The organism is Pseudomonas hydrolytica (assembly GCF_021495345.1).
Taxonomy (GTDB): domain Bacteria; phylum Pseudomonadota; class Gammaproteobacteria; order Pseudomonadales; family Pseudomonadaceae; genus Aquipseudomonas; species Aquipseudomonas hydrolytica.
This window is the reverse complement of record NZ_CP099397.1, coordinates 3,837,697-3,855,612: the sequence shown is the minus strand read 5'-3', so window position 1 is coordinate 3,855,612 and position 17,916 is coordinate 3,837,697. Positions and strand designations below refer to the sequence as shown.

At 61.6% G+C, this 17,916-nt stretch carries 16 protein-coding genes; 9 read left to right on the top strand and 7 right to left on the bottom strand.

Translation table 11 applies throughout. The features are described 5' to 3' along the window. Positions 1–169 precede the first annotated feature (169 nt). From ligD to L1F06_RS18060, 4 genes are all read right to left on the bottom strand, one after another. Positions 170–2,683, bottom strand: a complete 2,514-nt coding sequence (gene ligD / locus L1F06_RS18070; protein ID WP_129481626.1) for a DNA ligase D — start codon at positions 2,681–2,683, stop codon at positions 170–172. Between the two features lie 15 nt (positions 2,684–2,698). Further along, the gene (gene ku, locus L1F06_RS18065; protein WP_129481625.1) at positions 2,699–3,550 is read right to left on the bottom strand and encodes a non-homologous end joining protein Ku; all 852 of its coding nucleotides are present in this window, start codon (positions 3,548–3,550) and stop codon (positions 2,699–2,701) included. Positions 3,551–3,572: 22 nt separating this feature from the next. After that, complete coding sequence (locus L1F06_RS24960) at positions 3,573–3,701, bottom strand: PSPA7_2676 family Cys-rich small protein (protein WP_100219176.1); 129 nt, start codon at positions 3,699–3,701, stop codon at positions 3,573–3,575. A 171-nt stretch (positions 3,702–3,872) separates the two neighbouring features. After that, the gene (locus tag L1F06_RS18060; protein ID WP_003245881.1) at positions 3,873–4,628 is read right to left on the bottom strand and encodes an SDR family oxidoreductase; all 756 of its coding nucleotides are present in this window, start codon (positions 4,626–4,628) and stop codon (positions 3,873–3,875) included. A 137-nt stretch (positions 4,629–4,765) separates the two neighbouring features. Between L1F06_RS18060 and L1F06_RS18055 the strand changes: the two genes are divergently transcribed. Next, a complete protein-coding gene (locus L1F06_RS18055; protein WP_129481624.1) occupies positions 4,766–5,638 on the top strand; it encodes an AraC family transcriptional regulator in 873 nt (290 codons plus the stop codon). Positions 5,639–5,696: 58 nt separating this feature from the next. On the opposite strand, the gene L1F06_RS18050 is transcribed toward L1F06_RS18055, so the two are convergent. Then, positions 5,697–6,581, bottom strand: a complete 885-nt coding sequence (locus L1F06_RS18050; protein ID WP_129481623.1) for a LysR family transcriptional regulator — start codon at positions 6,579–6,581, stop codon at positions 5,697–5,699. A 108-nt stretch (positions 6,582–6,689) separates the two neighbouring features. Between L1F06_RS18050 and L1F06_RS18045 the strand changes: the two genes are divergently transcribed. Next, positions 6,690–7,124, top strand: coding sequence for a GFA family protein (locus L1F06_RS18045; RefSeq protein ID WP_012019323.1), 435 nt, complete (start codon positions 6,690–6,692; stop codon positions 7,122–7,124). 122 nt (positions 7,125–7,246) lie between these two features. On the opposite strand, the gene L1F06_RS18040 is transcribed toward L1F06_RS18045, so the two are convergent. Next, on the bottom strand, positions 7,247–8,038 hold the full coding sequence (locus tag L1F06_RS18040; RefSeq protein WP_012019322.1) for a helix-turn-helix transcriptional regulator: 792 nt from the start codon (positions 8,036–8,038) through the stop codon (positions 7,247–7,249). A gap of 104 nt (positions 8,039–8,142) precedes the next feature. On the opposite strand from L1F06_RS18040, the gene L1F06_RS18035 reads away from it, so the two are divergent. Continuing rightward, on the top strand, positions 8,143–9,723 hold the full coding sequence (locus tag L1F06_RS18035; protein WP_041772944.1) for an MFS transporter: 1,581 nt from the start codon (positions 8,143–8,145) through the stop codon (positions 9,721–9,723). Between the two features lie 221 nt (positions 9,724–9,944). On the opposite strand, the gene L1F06_RS18030 is transcribed toward L1F06_RS18035, so the two are convergent. Then, on the bottom strand, positions 9,945–10,883 hold the full coding sequence (locus L1F06_RS18030) for a LysR family transcriptional regulator (protein ID WP_129481622.1): 939 nt from the start codon (positions 10,881–10,883) through the stop codon (positions 9,945–9,947). A gap of 89 nt (positions 10,884–10,972) precedes the next feature. Between L1F06_RS18030 and L1F06_RS18025 the strand changes: the two genes are divergently transcribed. From L1F06_RS18025 to L1F06_RS18000, 6 genes are all read left to right on the top strand, one after another. Continuing rightward, positions 10,973–11,791, top strand: a complete 819-nt coding sequence (locus L1F06_RS18025) for an NAD(P)H-dependent oxidoreductase (protein WP_129481621.1) — start codon at positions 10,973–10,975, stop codon at positions 11,789–11,791. Then, positions 11,788–12,078 carry a hypothetical protein gene (locus tag L1F06_RS18020; protein ID WP_129481620.1) on the top strand — a complete coding sequence of 97 codons (291 nt, stop codon included), beginning with the start codon at positions 11,788–11,790 and terminating at the stop codon, positions 12,076–12,078. The genes L1F06_RS18025 and L1F06_RS18020 overlap by 4 nt, the downstream gene beginning before the upstream one ends. Before the next feature lie 296 nt (positions 12,079–12,374). Further along, positions 12,375–13,304, top strand: a complete 930-nt coding sequence (locus L1F06_RS18015) for a LysR family transcriptional regulator (protein WP_129481619.1) — start codon at positions 12,375–12,377, stop codon at positions 13,302–13,304. A 365-nt stretch (positions 13,305–13,669) separates the two neighbouring features. After that, positions 13,670–15,382 carry a sigma-54-dependent Fis family transcriptional regulator gene (locus tag L1F06_RS18010; protein ID WP_129481618.1) on the top strand — a complete coding sequence of 571 codons (1,713 nt, stop codon included), beginning with the start codon at positions 13,670–13,672 and terminating at the stop codon, positions 15,380–15,382. 299 nt (positions 15,383–15,681) lie between these two features. Continuing rightward, positions 15,682–16,260 (top strand): nuclear transport factor 2 family protein, encoded by a 579-nt coding sequence (locus L1F06_RS18005; RefSeq protein ID WP_232460369.1) that lies wholly within the window; start codon positions 15,682–15,684, stop codon positions 16,258–16,260. A gap of 167 nt (positions 16,261–16,427) precedes the next feature. Then, on the top strand, positions 16,428–17,906 hold the full coding sequence (locus L1F06_RS18000) for an aldehyde dehydrogenase family protein (protein WP_129481617.1): 1,479 nt from the start codon (positions 16,428–16,430) through the stop codon (positions 17,904–17,906). The last annotated feature ends 10 nt before the right edge of the window (positions 17,907–17,916 follow it).

Genomic DNA, 17,916 nt, shown 5'->3' with positions numbered 1-17,916 from the left:
CCGCAGTGAGCGCGGCCCGTAGGGAGCGCCGCGCGCATCGGGGCGATGCGCACCGCCGCCTGGAAGATCGGCGTGTATGGCGCACCCTGCGGTCGGCTCGTGTAGGGTGCGCCGCGCGCACCAGAGCGCTGTGCATCGCCGCCCTAAGATCCGGTGCGCATGGCGCACCCTACGAGTGGGGCTTGGCGCCGAGCCTGTCCCACATGGCGCGTGTCAGGCGCTGGCGGTTGCTGTAGCCCTGCCAGGGATCCTGTTTCAGCCCATCCAGACGCTGCTGCAGATTGCCGACCGTCCATTGCTGGGCGCTGCGCAGGCCATCCAGCTCGTCGCGGCTGATCGGCACCGACACCGGCAGCCCCGGCCGCGCACGGACCGAATAGGCGGCCACGGTGCTGGCGCCGCGGCTGTTGCGCAGGTAGTCGATGAAGATCTTGCCGACCCGGTTCTTCGGCCCGGAGGTGGCGGTGAAGCGCTCCGGCAACTGGCTGGTCATGAACTGGGCGATGGCCTTGGCGAAGGCCTTGACCTCGTCCCAACCGGCGCGTCGTGCCAGCGGCACGATGATATGGATGCCCTTGCCGCCGCTGGTCTTGAGAAAGGCCTGCAGGCCCAGTTCGTCGAGCACCGTCAGGGTCAGGCGGGTGGCCTCGAGCATGCTGCGCCAGGGCAGCGCGGGGTCCGGGTCGAGGTCGAGCACGAACAGGTCCGGCGTTTCGATGCGGTCGCTGGTGGCGCCCCAGGTGTGCAGTTCGATGCAGCCCATCTGCGCCGCGCCCACCAGCGCGGCGACGCTGTCGATCTCCATCAGCCGGGCATGGCCGGGGTCGAGCTCGGGGTCGAGGTGCTTGATGTTGGGAATGGCCAGGCGCTCGGCATGCTTCTGGAAGAACTGCTCGCCGCCGATGCCCTCCGGTGCGCGCAGCAGCGATACCGGGCGATTGTTCAGGTACGGCAGCAGCCAGTCGGCGATGCTTTCGTAGAACTGCGCCAGCTGCAGTTTGCTGGTGCCACTGTCGGGGTCGATCACCCGCTGCGCATTGCTGATCGCCACGCCGGCGACCACCGGCTTGCCGCCTGCCTTGGCAGCCGGCTTGCGCGGTGGCGGCGATTGCGGCGCACCGGGCCGCTCGCGGACGATCTGCGCCGCCGGCTTGTCGCTGCGCAGGGCGACGAAGCTGGCCTGGCGCACGATGCCCTCGCGCGTCCATTCGGCGAATTCCACTTCGCCGACCAGCTGCGGCTCGACCCAGCTGACGCCGCGGGCCTGTGCTGCGGTCAGCTTGTGCGCCAGCGGCGAATCCTCGCGTGCCAGCTCTTGCAGACGCTGATGCAGCGCCTTCAGCGCCGCTTCGCCGAACCCCGTACCGACGCGTCCGGCGTAGCGCAGGCCGTCTTCCTCGTTGACCGCCAGCAGCAATGCCCCGAAACCGCTGCGGCTGCCTTGCGGCTGGGTATGGCCAACGATGACGAACTCCTGGCGCAGGCGGCACTTGAGCTTGATCCAGTCGGCACTGCGGCGCGACACGTAGAGGCTGCCGGCGCGCTTGCCGATCACCCCCTCCAGGGACATGGCGCAGGCGCTTTCCACGATGTCGCGGTGGTGCGCGGTGAATGCGGCAGAGAAGCGCAGCGGGCCGTTGCGCGTGTTGCCCAGCAGCAGCTTGAGCTGTGCCCGTCGCTGCTCCAGCGGGGTCTGGCGCAGGTCCTCGCCGTTGATGAACGGTGCATCGAACAGGTAGTAGACGAGGTCGTGGCTGCGGCCGATATCGAAGGCGTTCTGCAGTTGCTGGAAGTCGGGCAGGCCCTGTTCGTTGAGCGCCACCACCTCGCCGTCCAGCCAGCTGTCGTGCAGGCCCAGCTTGGCCAGGGCCTTGGCCTGCAGCGGCAGACGCTGCGTCCAGTCGTGGCCGTTGCGGGTGAACAGGCGCACCTCGCCGTCGCGGATGCGGGCGAGAATGCGGTAGCCGTCGAACTTCACCTCGTACAGCCAATCGCCCTCAGGTGGGCGGTCGGTCAGGGTTGCCAGCTGTGGCGCCAGGCTCTCGGGAAAGGCGGCGGCCGGCTTCGACGCCTTGGCCTTGCTCGGCGTCTTGCCCTTGGCCTTGGCGCTCGGCCCTCCCACCAGCGCGCCGCTGATCACGCTCTGCGGCTGCGCCTCGACGATGTCGTACTCGTCGCTGGGGCGGGCGATGTCGTCGCGCTCCTTGATCAGCAGCCACTGCTCCTTGTCGCCGCTGCCGCGCAGGCGGGTGCGTACCAGCGTCCAGTCGCCGGACAGTTTCTCGCCGACCAGGCTGAACTTGAGCTTGCCCGCCGCATAGGCAGCGGCCGGATCGCCCTGGGGCTGCCAGATGCCCTGGTCCCAGACGATGACGTCGCCGGCGCCGTAGTTGCCCTCGGCAATGCTGCCCTCGAAGCTGGCGTACTCCAGCGGGTGATCCTCGACGTGCACGGCCAGGCGCTTGTCGCGCGGGTCCAGGCTCGGACCCTTGGGCACCGCCCAGCTCTTCAGGGTGCCATCCAGCTCCAGGCGAAAGTCGTAATGCAGGCGCCTGGCGTCGTGCTTCTGCACCACGAAACGCAGCGCGCCGGCCTTGCTGCGCCGCTTGCCGGTGCGCTCGGCCGGCTCGCTGGTGCGTTCGAAATTGCGTTTGCGGCTGTATTCGCTCTGCGCCTTGGCCATGCTCGTGCTCCTGGCTTACTTGCGCGCCGTCTTGGCCGGCTTGCGTGTGCTGGAACCCTTGCTCGCCGAGGGTTTCGGCTTGCCGCCGAGGCTGCGCTTGAGCAGTTCGGTCAGGTCGACGACATCGGCGCTGCGGCGCTGCTCTTCGCCCTCGGCTCGTTCGACGTTCTCGATCTTGCCGGCCTTGGCCTTGCGCGCCACCAGATCGAGGATGCGTTCCTGGAAGCTGTCCTGATAGTCCTCGGGACGCCAGTCATCGCTCATGTCCTTGATCAGGCGCTTGGCCATGTCCAGCTCGCTCTTGGCCAGCTTGGGCTGGGTCACCGCCGACCCCAGCTCCAGCGAATCCAGGCCACGTACCTCGCTGGGCCAGCGCAGCATCACCAGCACCAGCGCCGACTCCACCGGCATCAGCGCCGCCAGATGCTGGCGGGTGTGCAGCACCACATGGGCCAGGGCCACCTTGTCGGTACTGCTCAGTGCCTCGCGCAGCAGCGCATAGACCTTCTCGCCGCGGCGATCGGGGGCCAGGTAATAGGGCGTATCGATGTGCTGCAAGGGGATCTGCTCGCTGTCGACGAAGGCGAAGATGTCGATGGTCTGGGTCGATTCCGGGTGCGCGGCGCGAATCTCTTCCTCGCTGAGCACCACATAGCGGCCCTTCTCGTAGGCCACGCCCTTGACGATGTTCTCCTTGCTGACTTCCTTGCCGGTGACCTTGTTCACCCGCTTGTAGCCCACCGGCTCCATGCTGCGTTTGTCCAGCCAGTCGAAGTCCACCCCCTGGGAGCGGGTGGCCGAGTTCAGCGCGACCGGGATGTGCACCAGGCCGAAGCTGATGGCGCCTTTCCAGATGGCTCGGGGCATGCTGTGTGTCGCCTCCTGCCGTTCAGGTTTGCGGTGTGTAGCGGTGGCTGCCGCAGCGGCTGCAGCACTGACACAAAAAGGTTTCCCTGCCCATCAGCATGGTCACGCCGTCTGACCAGCAACACCCGGCGAGCAAGCAACGAATGGTCATGTTGGCCTCCCTCGGCCCTTGTGGCCGACGCTCTCGTTCAATCAGTCGACCGTCGCCAAGTGGCGATGGTTCGACCTCGATGCCGAGCGGTGCCGTGCTCGGCGCGCATGTCGCGGCCTGGAGCAGGGCGCCACGCGGGCGCCCGTCCCAGTTTTGGCGCGCGTCTCGGCGTCAGATCGCCTGGCCGCCCGAGACCTCGATACGCTGAGCGTTGACCCAGCGATTCTGCTCGCCGAGCAGGCCGGCGATCATCGGGCCGATGTCGTCGGGCACGCCCACGCGGCCGAGCGCCGTCATCTGCGCGAAAACCTGATTCAGATCCGGCGTGTCGCGCACCGCCCCGCCCAGGAAATCGGTCTCGATCGCCCCCGGCGCCACCGTGTTCACGGCAATGCCGCGGCTGCCCAGTTCCTTGGCCATGTACACGCTCAGCACCTCGACCGCGCCCTTGGCCGCGGCGTAGGCGGAGAACCCAGGCGAGGCGAAGCGGGTCAGACCCGTGGAAAGGTTGACGATCCGGCCGCCGTCGGCAATCAGCGGCAGCAGCGCCTGGGTGAGGAAGAACACACCCTTGAAGTGCACGTTCACCAGAGCGTCGAACTGGGCTTCGGTGGTTTCGGCAATGGTCGCCATATCGCCATGCCCGGCATTGTTGACGAGGTGATCGAAGCGGTCGCGCTGCCAGGTCTGTGCGAGCACGCCTCGCAGCGTCTCGGCGAAGGCGGCGAAGGTGGACACGTCGCCCACGTCGAGCTGCAGCGCCACGGCCTTGCGCCCCAGCGCCTCGATCTCGGCGACCAGAGCCAGGGCGGCATCGGCCTGGCTGTGGTAGGTGACGATGACGTCGCTGCCCTGGCGAGCGATGTTCAGCGCGGTATTACGCCCGAGGCCACGGCTGGACCCGGTTACGATGGCGATCTTGGTCATGGTAAAAACCTCTGTCTGGTGAGTGGGATTTCATTCTCCGATCCCCCACCGGCACCGTCCTTACCGAAACCTCGACGCTTTTTGCCTATTTCTACAACAGTGAGTCTCATGGCCACGAGCTGCCTGGGGAGCGCACCATGACCGATACCTTGCTTGATGTCGTCCGCGGCTATATCGACAGTCGCACCGCCGCGGACGGCATGGCGCTCGCACCCATTGCCGGCCTGACCATCATCCGCGCGCTGCAGCCCAGCGGGCTGGACCACGCCATTACCCGACCGCTGGTGTGCCTGGTGCTGCAGGGCCGCAAACGGGTGATCATGGGCACTGACATATTCACCTTCGGTGCCGGTGATTCCCTGCTGATTACCGCGGACGTACCCACCGTCAGCCAGATCACCGAGGCCAGCGGCGAGGCGCCGTACATCTCTCTGGTGATCGACCTGGATCCGGCCCTGCTGACCGAGCTGATGGAGGAGATGAAAGCCGCCCCGGTCACCGACACCGCACCGATCAGGATCGAGCCGACCGATACCGAGGTGGCCGAGGCCGTGCTACGTCTGATGCGTCTGCTGCGACGGCCGGCATCGGCTGCCGTGCTGCATGCATCGCTCATGCGCGAACTGCATTACTGGCTGCTGGCCGGCCGCCACGGCCCGGCCATCAGCCGCCTGGGCTGGCCTGACGGTCATGCGCAGCGCATTGCCAGGGCGGTGACCGTGCTGCGTACCGAATTCCATCGCCCATTGCCGGTGGAGCGCCTGGCTGGCGTGGCGGGCATGAGCGTTTCCTCGTTCCATCAGCATTTTCGCAAGCAGACCTCCCTGACGCCGCTGCAGTTTCAGAAGCAGCTGAGGTTGATCGAGGCGCGTCGCCTGATGCTCGGCGAAGGAGCCTCTGCCAGCAGCGCGGCATTCAGCGTCGGCTATGAAAGCGTGTCGCAGTTCAGCCGCGAATATCGCCGCCTGTTCGGCCTGCCGCCGGCGCGCGATACCGCCGTTGCTTGCTGAAGCAGGGCGGGCGCCAGCCGCTTTCATCCGCCCGAGGTTTCAGCAAGGTCACCGGCGTCTATTTGGTCAGCGCCATGTGCAAGGCGTGGCCGAGAGCCTCGAAGGCTCGCGAAATGCGACTGATCCTGCGAAGGTCGGAATGCATGGCAATCCATACGTCTATCTCGAAGCCGAAGCTTTCCGGCAGAACCCGGATCAATTGGTAGTTCTCGGCGATAGTGACCGGGCACAGGCCAAAGCCCAGACCGGCACGGATTGCTGCGAGCTGTGCGAGATGGTTGTCGGTGGCGATTGCAAAGCGCTGGTCTGCTTCGCAAAAACCTAGCTCGACCAGTCGACGCAGATCGGCAGTGCGTCGATCAGGGCCGATCAGCGGAGCCTGCCTCAAGACGGCGAGACTGGCAGGCAGCTCGTAGCGCGCCAGGCACTCGGCGCTGGCATAAAGCCCAACACGTAAGGCACCGGTTCGACGGACGACAACGCCACCTTCGTTGGGGCGCACCAGGCGCACCGCGATGTCCGATTCCTGCCGGGCAAGATCTTCCATCTGATCGTTGATGCTCAGCTGGAGGTTCAGGTCAGGATGGTCATGGTGGAAGTCACGCAACAGCCGTGGCATCACCTCGACCCCCAACAGGTCACTGCTCGTTATTCTGATGGTGCCTCGGGAAACTTCCGTCTCCGAGCTGGCCATGCGATTGAACGCCTGTGCCGCGATATCCATCGACTCCACGTGATGAATGAGTCGGCGTGCAGAGGCGGTAGGCGTCAGGCCGGTTGAAGTACGAGTGAACAGGCTAAGCCCGAGTGAGCCTTCGAGGCTCTCTAGTCGCCGGCGGGCCGTGGATTGGGCTATGCCCAGGAGCCGCGAGGCACCGGACAGGCTTCCCGATCGAAGTACCGCGAGGAACACCCGCTGGCTTTCCCACTCAATTCCGTTCATACATTTTCTACCAGCGGTTGGGCGACTTGCTCTCTTCAGTCCCGCGCGGGAAGGGATGATCATGCACCCCCTGAACATAGAAAGCGCGCCATTGTAGGGAGTGACCCGATGGAATTCACAGGCCAGTGTCGATGCGGAAAAGTCCGCATCAGTTTGCGTGCCGAAGTTCGACCACCGCTGTATGCCTGCCACTGCCTCAATTGTCAGCAATGGAGTGGCAGTGCATTCGGTTTGCATCTGCTGTGCGCCGCGCAGGCGGTAGAGGTTTCTGGCCCTGTCCGCGAATACCGCTATGAACATCACGGGCACGTCTCGACTCAGTACGCATGCGAAGTCTGCTTTACCCGGCTGTTTAACGAGACGACCGCTGCCGAGGGCATGCGCATAGTCCGAGCTGGTGTGCTGGAGGGAGCGGTGCAGTGGACCCCGCAAGCTCATATCTGGACCAAGCGCCGGCAGTCCTGGATCACCCTGCCAGCGGGCGTGGCCCAATGGCCGGAGAGCCCGACGCCGGAAGAGTTTGCGACTGCGCTGTTCGAATAAGGGCTGACCTTGCGTTTCTGGCCGGTTACCTGTCACACAGGACCGCTACCGGCCGGAAGCGCACGGTTTGTTCAAATCTGTCTTTGCAAAAGTTGATTGCGGTAAGTGCTTCAGTGATTCATCTACTCGCCGAAATACACCACCATCCTGAGATGCCGGTGTTCATCCACTACCAGCGTCTCGTGGCGAAATTTCTGCAGTTCGGTACCGGTTGTCATGACAGAGCCAATTCCGCGCTGGGTCTCCTCGCGATCCGGTGTCTCCCACCAGCGGCGAAAGTCGGCCGACAGATCCTTCAGATCCTCGACCAACGTCAGCATGGGCGGGTCGTCTGGCGCTACAGCGAAGTCATAACGGAACTGTGCCAGTAATTTGGGTGCATCGTCGCGCCAGGCGGGGAGGCGCCGTCGCATGGCGGGATCGGAAAACACCAGGCGCAGGATGTTACGTATCTCAGGTTCCTGGGTGCTGAAGCCGAACAAATCATCGGCTGCGGTATTCCAGGCAATGACATCCCAGCGCAGGTTGAGGACATAAGCCGGTCTTGTTGCAAGATCGTCCATCAACTGTTGGATAAGTGGCGTGACCGATATCCATTGATGGGCCTCCGGTGGAGGTGGCCGCCTGTGGGCTAGAAGAAAGAGATGGCTGCATTCGGCGTCATCGAGCTTGAGGGCATAGGCCACGTTCAGCAAGAATTTCTCCGATACTTGGATGTCTCGCCCCTGTTCGAACCAGGTGTACCAAGTGAGTCCAACGCCAGCCAGCGCGGCGACTTCTTCTCTGCGCAGGCCCGGTGTTCGGCGCCGCCCGTGGGACGGCAGCCCGACATCGGCTGGCGTTAGTTTCCGACGATGCCGGGTCAGAAACTCCGATAACTCGTTCTTGGTGCGGCTCAGGCTTCGCCCAATCATGGCTGTTGCCTCTAGTAATAGGATAATTGCTTAAATTGTAATGGTATGATACTGCCCTGAAGATGTGGCTTCCACAACCGATCCGAGCAACCCCGGAGGCCACTTTGACAGCACTTAACGATTCACCTCTCGTTCCGGAAATTCGCCAGGCGCGCAGTGATTCGGTCGAAAGACGCGCGGGGGCCCGTGAGTGGATCGGGCTGGCACTGCTTGCACTGCCGACCATCCTGCTCGGGCTTGACCTGACGCTGCTGCATCTGGCGTTGCCTGCGCTGTCAGTGGATTTGCGCGCGACCAGTGCGCAGGCACTCTGGATCGTTGATGCCTATGGCTTCATGATTGCCGGCTTTCTCATCACGATGGGAACGCTGGGGGATCGAATCGGGCGGCGCAAGCTGCTGATGGTCGGCGCAGCCGCTTTCGGGGTTGCCTCCCTGATGGCGGCCTATTCGACCAGTGCCACCATACTGATTGCGGCGCGTGCTGTGCTGGGTGTAGCGGGCGCGACGCTGATGCCATCGACGCTGGCACTGATCAGCAACATGTTTAACCATCCCCACCAGCGGGCCTTGGCCATCGGGGTGTGGGCGACCATGTTTGCACTGGGCATGGCGGCCGGCCCGGTGGTTGGGGGCATCTTGCTGGCGCATTACTGGTGGGGAGCGGCATTTCTCGTGGCGCTACCGGTCGTAGGATTATTGCTGGTTGCCGCGCCGTTTCTCCTGCCGGAGTACCGCGCTCCGCAACAGGGGCGGTTGGATCTGTCCAGTGTTGTGCTGTCACTGCTTGCCTTGCTACCGATCGTCTATGGCATCAAGCAACTGGCCAAGGACGGAATAGTGGCCAATGCCACGCTGGCTATCGTGACAGGGGTTGCCTTCATGCTTCTGTTCATCCGACGACAACGCCGATTGAGCAGTCCATTGATCGACCTCGATCTGTTCTCCAGCCGGGCATTCAGCGTCGCCCTGGTGGTACTCCTGGTTGGCCTCATCGGCGTAGGTGGGACGATGCTGCTGGTGAATCAGTACCTGCAACTGGTGGCGGGGTTGTCACCTTTGGCGGCCGGGCTGTGGATGGGGCCTCCGGCACTCGCCATGCTGGTGGCAGGGATTACGGCACCACTGCTTGCAAGGAAAATTCGGCCGGGCTATGTGATTGCGGGCGCGCTGGGGCTATCCGTAGTGGGCTATCTGATGTTGACCCAGCTCGATCACACGCCTCGCGGAATTGGACTGGCGACTGCATCATTCTCGCTGGTGTATCTCGGCTTGGGCACCATTGCCGCGCTGGGAACGGATCTGGTGGTGGGCACCGCGCCAGGTGAAAAAGCGGGATCAGCCTCAGCCATTTCGGAGACGGTTCAGGAGCTTGGCCTGGCTGTGGGCATCGCCACGCTGGGCAGCCTTACGACCGCAATCTATCGCACCAGGATGACCGATCAGGTCAATGCCTTCCTGGCTCAGGACATTCAACGGGCAGTACTGGACAGTCTTGCAGGTGCCAAAACGGTTTCACAGGAACTGCCTGCTGGTGTGCTGGAACAGGCCCAGGCCGCGTTCATGACTGGTTTCAACTTGGCAGCGGTAACCAGCGCTATCTGCATCGCTGTCCTGGCTGCGCTGGCAGCGATCACGCTGCGGCATATCGGCGTAGACGGTGACACTGACGAAGTGACTTCCTAATGTCGCATTTCTGTTGGTTCTGGCCTCTGTAAATGAGGGGGGAATCGGCGGCAGACCATGATATTGGTACTTCTCACCGTCCGCTCCTGGCCGACAGGAGCCCGTCCTGACCGGCTGCAATCGGCCAGAGCAGCGAGCACCATTTCCGCTTCAAAACATGTCTGCCGCAAATACAGAGACGCCGCGAGCTACGCGAGGCCGCATCTGAATAATGCGATTAACTACCCGGCCTGACTGTTTGACTCGGTTGAATCGGATGCCCGCGAATCGGCTACCAGAGTGATGAACTCACGCACCCACCTGAAGCCGGCGTGCCCATCCGAGCGCTCATGCCAGAACATGCCGATCGCAAAACCTTCCACCGGCAATGGAGGGGCTACGCACAGCAGCTGCTCGTCACGACCTTCTACGAGACGACGTGGAACCAGGGCCACACAATCCGACTGCGCGACCAACTCCGGTACTGGCAGAAATGACGACGCTGACAGAACTACGTTACGCCGCAGCCCTCGCGCTACCAAGGCGTTATCCACCGAGGTAGAGAAGCCTCCGCCGCGTAGTGACACCACGACATGTTCCAGCTGCGCGAACTCATCCACCGTCAGGCCCGCACGCAGGCTTGGGTGCCCTCGACGCCCGATCAGCACGTAACTCTCATCGTAGAGGTGTTGCGAGTGCAGCGCGGGCGGAGCTCCGTTCATGTTGATCACCGCCAGATCCACCTCGCCGCGGGTCATCTGCAGCTCCAGCTGTGGTACGTCCAGGATGCGCAGTGCGATACGGACACCCGGCGCTTCGCGCCGCATGGCGACAACGAGATGCTTGATCAAGGCCGCCTGCACGTAATCCGTGCAGGCGATTGATACCGTCAGGCTCGCCGTCGCGGGTTCGAAATTCAGATGAGTAGTGACGGTGGCCCTTACTTGGTCCAATGCTTGGCGAAGCGGCACGAGCAGCTCCAAGGCTTTGACCGTGGGGGTCATTCCACGCTGCGCGGGGATCAGAAGAGGGTCGTTGAAGACGTCGCGCAGGCGGCTCAACTGCGCGCTGACTGCTGGCTGGCTCAAATGCAGACGGGCGGCCGCCCTGGTCACGTTCTGCTCGATGAGAAGGGCCTCCAACGTCACAAGCAGATTGAGATCAAGGCGTCTGGTATCCATCGAACTTATGCTAGCAGGAAAATTTTGCGATTTCACAGAGGGCCCGAGCCTCGCGACACTCCAGCGACATCACAGCGGAGTCGTCCTTCATGTCGAAAAGAGTACTGATCATCTATGCCCATCCCGAGCCTTCCTCGCTAACGCGGCAACTGGTGGATGTGTCTGTTGAATGCTTGACTGCGCAAGGGCACGAGGTCCTGCAGTCCGATCTATACGCCATGGGCTGGAAAGCGATATTCGACGAGCACGACTTTCCTGAGCGGGCCAACCCTCAGCGGCTGTCGTTCGGCGCAGAGTCCGCCCACGCCTATCGTCATCGCCGCCAGAGCCCTGACGTGGCGGCAGAGCAAGACAAGGTTCTAGCGGCAGATGCCGTCATCTTCCAGTTTCCACTTTGGTGGTACGGCATGCCGGCCATCATGAAGGGATGGATAGACCGCGTCTGGGCAGCCGGACTCGCCCATGGCTACAAGGGCGCTGGCAACACCTACCGCTATGGTGACGGGGCCTTCAAGGGCAAGCGGGCCATGTTGTCTGTCGCTGTCGGCGGCCCCGCAGAGGATTACTCGCCGCGCGGTATCAACGGACCACTCGAGCAATTGCTGTTTCCGATCACGCATGGCTCGCTCTACTTCCCCGGGTTCGATGTGCTGCCGACGTTCGCCATATACGGCACTGGCAACTTGACCGCCGCAGATGTCATGGCAGCCAAAGAGGCTTGGCGCGTCCGTCTCGAGAATTTGTTCACCGACGCGCCAATCCCCTTCCGGCCCCAAAATGGTGGGGACTACACGCCCCGCAACGAGCTTAAACCGCATGTGGCCGTGGGCCAGACGGGGATAGCGGCGCACGTTGCCGATGGCGAAACAACCCAGCGGCCGCAGCTGGAAACGGAGGGGGCGTTATGAAAACCTTCGTGATTCTGACTCGCCGTGCCGATGGAGCGGCAGAGGACTTCAAGCGACTGGCGAAGCCGGAGGTATTGCACGTTTGGCAAGGCTTCGCCGACGGTATTGTTCGCGCAGTCCATGGGCTGGCAGCTGGCCCCGGTGCAGCGTTTGAGCTGGAGTCCGCCACCTTCGAGGAGGCGCGTGATTACATCGAGGCGCTGCCTTACGTCAAAGAGAATCTGCTACACGTGCAGTATTGGGCGCTCAAGCCTTTCTCTGATTACGAGAGACTCGTTTCCGCCTGATTAACGATCAGCTCAGGCCAACTCCGTTGGCACGGCGCTGCATGCTGCAGCGATTTGCTCGCAGCATGCACGTTGCGCCAGACCGGGACTCGTTTGATGCGAGGTGTGCCGATACTGAGCCAGACGGTGCCCGTACGCTGTGCTCTATCCAATCGATGTGAATCAGTTCCGCGGAGCAGCCCTTAGGGGCCCTTGATCCCGCCGATAAATCTGCTCTCTGCTGGTATTGTGCAGAACCAGCTGCGCCCGGGCGGTCAGGCTTGAAGGCATGCAAGTCAATTTCTGTGGATCAGAGCATGAATAAACTATCTGAGATGCATGCTTTCGTGGCTGTAGTGGACACCGGGAGTATTTCCGAGGCCGCTCGTCGTTTGGGCACGGCCAAATCGATGGTTTCCCAGCGCATTCAGCAACTGGAGAAACGCCTGGGCTGCATCCTGCTGGAGCGTGGCCGGCAGACTCGCCTGACTGAGTCGGGTGAGGTTTTTTACCGTCATTGCACCGCAATTCTGGCGGACATAGAAAATGCCGAGAATGCCGTTCTGACGTCCCAGTCCAGTGTTCGTGGAAATCTGCGCATCGCTGCTCCGATGGCGTTCGGCATGCGATATCTGACGCCGATTTTGGCCTCTTTTGCCAAGCAATATCCTGAGTTGTCTCTGGACGTCGAGTTCGACGACCGGCGCGTCAACCTGCATGAGGAGGGCTTCGATGCGGCGGTGCGTATTGGCGAGTTGCCCGACTCTACGCTGATGGCCAAGATCATCACGCCCAATCGCCACATCATCTGTGCCAGCCCTGATTATCTGGGGGCGCATGGCACGCCACAGCTACCGCAAGACCTCGCTCAGCATTTCGCCTTGCTCTACGTCAATCGCGAACCACATGGCATGTGGACGCTACCGGTGAATGACGCATTGGAGTCATTCCGCGTGCGCTGCCGGATGCGCACCAACTGTGGTCATCAACTCATGGAGGGGGCGAAAGCAGGCCTCGGGCTGGCTATATTGCCCACCTTTCTGGCCGCGCAGGCCATCGTGGACGGTGAGCTGATAGAGGTGTTGGAGCCTTATGCCCCCCGAGGCGGCAATATTTCTGTGGTCTATCGCCAGTCGCAAAAAGGCTCGCACAAGCTTCACGCGCTGAGCAGCTTCCTCAGCGAGCAGATAGGCAGCCCACCGATCTGGGACCAGATGCTGGCAACCAGTTCGCAATCCCGGCAGTGAGTCGTTCGAGAAAAGCGAACCACCGATTCGATTTTTCCAGGCTTATGGCGAGGGGTTCTTCGACTTATCCTTTTTTCAGGTGAGCGCGCTGTACGCGAGAGGATCAGGGCCAACGTTCCATAGTGTTCGTGTAGCGCTCGGCTTTCGCTCAATCCATCGACTTGAGCCGTGGTCGGCGTAGTCGATCAGCCTTGATCATGGCTCCGGTGTTATCCGTTAACCCTGCGCCGCCCTGACGGCTTCTCCGGAGCAGGCCCGCTGTCCGCATCCATACTGACTGAATCCTGTGATCACTCGTTTCGGTCCTCTCAATCGCCGGCACAGATCAATCGAGCCGCTCAAGACAATAATCGAGGCCTCCTTCAATGGCTATCAGCTACAGCTCAGGGATCAAGCATCCGGACTTTCAGGACCTGAGTGAACAGATTCGCTTTCAAAGCACGGAAGGCAAGATCTGGTTCGGCGAGCAGCGCATGTTGCTGATGCAGGTGTCGGCGATGGCTAATTTCCGCCGGGAGCTCATCAATACCCTCGGCATCGAGCGCGCCAAGGGATTCTTCCTGCGACTTGGCTACCAATCCGGACTCAAAGACGCCGAAATGGCCCGCAAGCTGAGGCCGAACAGTCCGGAGCTGGAAATGTTCCTGGTTGGTCCGCAGTTGCACTCCTTGAAGGGCATGGTCAATGCGAAGCCCATTCAGCTGGAAGTGGATCAGGAGGCCGGCCATTTCTACTGCGAGCTTGAGTGGATTGATTCCTTTGAGGTCGAGAGCTGCCTGACCGAGGTGGGCCTGATGGATGAGCCCGTCTGTTGGTCCTTACTGGGCTACGCATGTGCGTACAGCTCCTCGTTCATGAAACGCGAAATCATCATCCAGGAAACCAGCTGTCGCGGGTGTGGCGACGAGCGCTGCATCATCATTGGCAAACCCGCCGAGCAGTGGGAAAACGCCGCGGAATTCAGACGCTACTTTCAGGCCGATCCGATCATCGAGGAGCTGTATGAGCTGCAATCGCAGATCAGCTCGTTGCGCACGTGCCTGGAGAAGCAAGAGGGCCAGTACTACGGCATAGGGCGCTCTCCCGCCTACATGACGGTCTGCAAGACGATCGACAAGGCAGCCAAGGGCAAGATCTCGGTCCTGTTGCTCGGAGAAACCGGCGTCGGCAAGGAGGTAATCGCACGCAGCGTCCATCTTCGCAGCGATCGCGCCGAGCAACCTTTCATCGCGGTGAACTGCGCCGCCATTCCGCAGGACTTGATCGAGGCCGAGCTGTTCGGCGTCGAGAAAGGGGCGTTTACCGGCGCCAATCAGACCCGCCCGGGGCGCTTCGAGCGCGCCAGCGGCGGGACCATCTTTCTGGACGAAGTGGTAGAGCTGACCCCCAGAGCGCAGGCGACCTTGCTAAGGGTGCTGCAAGAGGGGGAACTCGAACGTGTGGGCGGCTCTCGGACCCACAAGGTCGATGTGCGAGTCATTGCTGCCACCAATGAAAGCCTCGCCGATGCAGTCGAGGCGGGCCGGTTTCGCGCGGATCTCTATTACCGCCTGAATGTGTTTCCGGTTCAGGTCCCCCCGCTGCGCGAGCGGCTTGAGGACCTGCCGCTGCTGGTCGAGCACTTTCTAAGCAAGTTTCATCTGCAGTATCACAAGCGCACGCTAGGTCTGTCAGACAAGGCTCTGGAGCTGTGTCTCAGTTACGCGTGGCCGGGAAACATCCGCGAACTGGAGAATGTGATCGAGCGCGGCGTCATCCTCACTGACAGCAATGAAACCATAGGGCAGGACGCTCTTTTTGCGGTCTTTCCAAAGGCAGGCAATCTGCATGGTGATCGTCTCAATGCCGATGGCGCGCTGGTTCAGGCTGAAGACACGGAAAGCGCAGCCGATTGGGTCGCGCAGATCTTCGAACGAAACATAAGCCTGGAAGCGGTGGAAGAGCAGCTGATGCGACGGGCAATGGACCGTGCTCAGCAAAACGTTGCACAAGCCGCTCGAATCCTCGGGTTGACTCGACCTGCGCTGGCTTACCGTCTCAAGAAAAGCGGCATCCTTGATGAGGATGCGACTGATTGAGTTCGCTTACCTTCGCGGCTGGATCAAATCGATTGCGAAGTTTTTATGACATTAACCAAATAATCAATGCGCCGTCGTGATTTATCAAATGATAAATTCGGCCCCTCTTCGATAAACCATAGACTTGATTGAAATTCCTTCCTTTATAAATCTATCTCGCTGATAAATATGGGTTTTCTCCAGTATCTTGGGCAATGGCATAGCCTTTGCTCAAGTACTACCAGTTGCCCAGTACTCACCAGCACTTGGCGACGTACTAGGTCTCATGCATCACAAACGGTAGTTAAACGGAGAAGCTCATGAACATTTCCAAAATCAAGTCGCTGTTTGCAGCAATCACGCTCGCTGCGTGCATTGTGACTGTTACTCCCGTGGTAGCGCAGTCAACTAGCGAAGCACAGTCTGCGGCTTCGCTTGCGGTAGTCATGGAGTTCCTGGCCAATACTGCGCCCGATAAAGTTGAGGCCGCTGCCGAGAAGCTGGCGGCGCCCGACGCCACTTATGTTTCGCTCAACTTCGATAACCCGGAGTTGAGGAAAATCATGCCTTGGACGGGCACAAACAAGGGGCCGAAGGCCTTTAGTTCATTGTTCATGCAGGTCCAGGATTACTGGAAAATCGAAGACTTCACCATCAGCACCAAAATCTCCTCCGGAGAGGATGTGGCGATTTTCGGTAAGTTCACCTATCGGTCCGTGGCAGTCGACCAGGTATTCACTTCGCCGTTCTCCATCCATGCCAAGGTGCGTGACGGCAAGATGACCTATTTCCAGTTCATGGAAGATACCTACGCATCTGCCAGCTCCTTCCGACAGTCTGGCGCCTGGACTGTGAAGACCTCTGCGAACGCAGCCCCCTTTACGGTGGCCGCGGAGTAACGATTTCGATCACGAGGATCAAGCCTTGTGCCGGCATCCCGGAGAGCGAAAGCACTCCTGGCGTGCCGGCAGATGGCGCCCGGAGGAGAGAGCACATCATTGCCGACCTCTCTACGCGTCAGGACAGGGCCCGATACTTCACACCAGGCAACACGCAGGAGTTAGCCATGAATATTCATACCCCGCACACCTCCCGACATGCGTTGAATTGGGTCGGTGGCGAGTGGATGGGCGCGGACACGATCCGTGGGTCCATCAACCCTGCCACCTATGAGGTCATAGGTACCTATGCCGAAGGGGGTGTCGAAACCGCCGAAGCGGCCATCGCCGCGGCGAAACGCGCAATGCACGAGACCGATTGGGTGCACGACCGCAAGCTGCGCGCACGCGTGCTCGACGATCTTGCAGACGCGTTCGAACGCAATCGGGGCGAGCTGATCAAGATTCTCTGCACCGAGAACGGCAAGATTCAACGCGAGGCCAGCTTCGAAGTCGATCTCTGCGCGCCGTCGCTGCGATATTTTGCCGGTATCGCTCGTACCGAGGCCGGACGGGTGGTGGACTCCAGACCGGGCAGAATCGCGATGATGATGCGCCAGCCAATGGGCGTGGCGGGAATCATCGTGCCGTGGAATTCCCCGATAATCCTGACGGTACGATCACTCGCACCCGCGTTGGCGGCTGGCTGTGCGGTAATCGTCAAGGTGCCGGGCAAGAGCGCGCAGATCGCCTCGACCCTGTCCCAGATCTTCAGCAACGTAACGGCACTGCCCCGCGGCGTGATCAATGTCTTTACCGACGAGAGTGGCGATGGCGCCAAGCATCTCGTCGCCTCGCCGGAGGTTCCGATCATCAGCTTTACCGGTAGCACTGGCACCGGCAAGGCGATCGCGCTCAGTGCCGCACCGCACTTCAAGCGCGTTGGGCTGGAGCTCGGTGGCAAGACGCCATCGATCGTGTTCGACGATGCCGATCTCGATCTCGCGCTCCCCATCCTGGAAAAGTCAGTCACGGTGTTTGCGGGCCAGTTCTGTGTGACGGGGCAGCGGGTGATCGTGCAGGAAGGGATCGCCGACGAGTTTCGCAAGCGTTTTGCCGAACGCCTGCGCGCGGTAAAGGTCGGGCCTGCGGCAGACCTGTCCAGCGACATGGGGCCGATGATCGACTGCGAGAACGTCGAGCGCGTCGATAACCTGGTTGAGCGCGCCATTGCACAGGGCGCGCAGGCCATTGTGCGAGGTGGTCCGGTGGTCGAAGGCCCGCTGTCGAAAGGCGCATTCTTTCGCCCCGCGTTTCTCGAGGTGAGCGATCCGATGATGCCGATCGTCCAGGAAGAGACGTTCGGGCCGGTGGTCACCATGCAGAGGTTTGCGACGGAACAGGAAGCCGTTGCGTTGGCCAACCACAGTATTTATGGCCTGGGAGCGAGCATCTGGACGCGCGATCTCTCCAGAGCGCTGCGGATCGCGCCTCGGATCGAGGCGGGTATGGTCTGGATCAATGAGTGGGGTGCACTCGGCGAAGACACCGAGGAGGGCGGTTGCAAGCAGTCGGGCCTCGGCCGTCTGAATGGTGTGGCTGCGATCGAGGATTTCACCGAGATCAGAACGATCACGCTCAACCCGGGCCTGGATGCCCAGGTGTAAACCAGCGCTG

Bases quoted from the DNA above. Each gene is read 5' to 3' on its own strand.
- L1F06_RS18050 (WP_129481623.1), bottom strand. From the start codon at position 6,581: ATGAACGGAATTGAGTGGGAAAGCCAGCGGGTGTTCCTCGCGGTACTT.
- L1F06_RS18005 (WP_232460369.1), top strand. From the start codon at position 15,682: ATGAACATTTCCAAAATCAAGTCGCTGTTTGCAGCAATCACGCTCGCT.
- ligD (WP_129481626.1), bottom strand. From the start codon at position 2,683: ATGGCCAAGGCGCAGAGCGAATACAGCCGCAAACGCAATTTCGAACGC.
- L1F06_RS18045 (WP_012019323.1), top strand. From the start codon at position 6,690: ATGGAATTCACAGGCCAGTGTCGATGCGGAAAAGTCCGCATCAGTTTG.
- L1F06_RS18000 (WP_129481617.1), top strand. From the start codon at position 16,428: ATGAATATTCATACCCCGCACACCTCCCGACATGCGTTGAATTGGGTC.
- L1F06_RS18025 (WP_129481621.1), top strand. From the start codon at position 10,973: ATGTCGAAAAGAGTACTGATCATCTATGCCCATCCCGAGCCTTCCTCG.
- L1F06_RS18040 (WP_012019322.1), bottom strand. From the start codon at position 8,038: ATGATTGGGCGAAGCCTGAGCCGCACCAAGAACGAGTTATCGGAGTTT.
- L1F06_RS18010 (WP_129481618.1), top strand. From the start codon at position 13,670: ATGGCTATCAGCTACAGCTCAGGGATCAAGCATCCGGACTTTCAGGAC.
- L1F06_RS18055 (WP_129481624.1), top strand. From the start codon at position 4,766: ATGACCGATACCTTGCTTGATGTCGTCCGCGGCTATATCGACAGTCGC.
- L1F06_RS24960 (WP_100219176.1), bottom strand. From the start codon at position 3,701: ATGACCATTCGTTGCTTGCTCGCCGGGTGTTGCTGGTCAGACGGCGTG.
- ku (WP_129481625.1), bottom strand. From the start codon at position 3,550: ATGCCCCGAGCCATCTGGAAAGGCGCCATCAGCTTCGGCCTGGTGCAC.
- L1F06_RS18020 (WP_129481620.1), top strand. From the start codon at position 11,788: ATGAAAACCTTCGTGATTCTGACTCGCCGTGCCGATGGAGCGGCAGAG.
- L1F06_RS18030 (WP_129481622.1), bottom strand. From the start codon at position 10,883: ATGGATACCAGACGCCTTGATCTCAATCTGCTTGTGACGTTGGAGGCC.
- L1F06_RS18060 (WP_003245881.1), bottom strand. From the start codon at position 4,628: ATGACCAAGATCGCCATCGTAACCGGGTCCAGCCGTGGCCTCGGGCGT.
- L1F06_RS18015 (WP_129481619.1), top strand. From the start codon at position 12,375: ATGAATAAACTATCTGAGATGCATGCTTTCGTGGCTGTAGTGGACACC.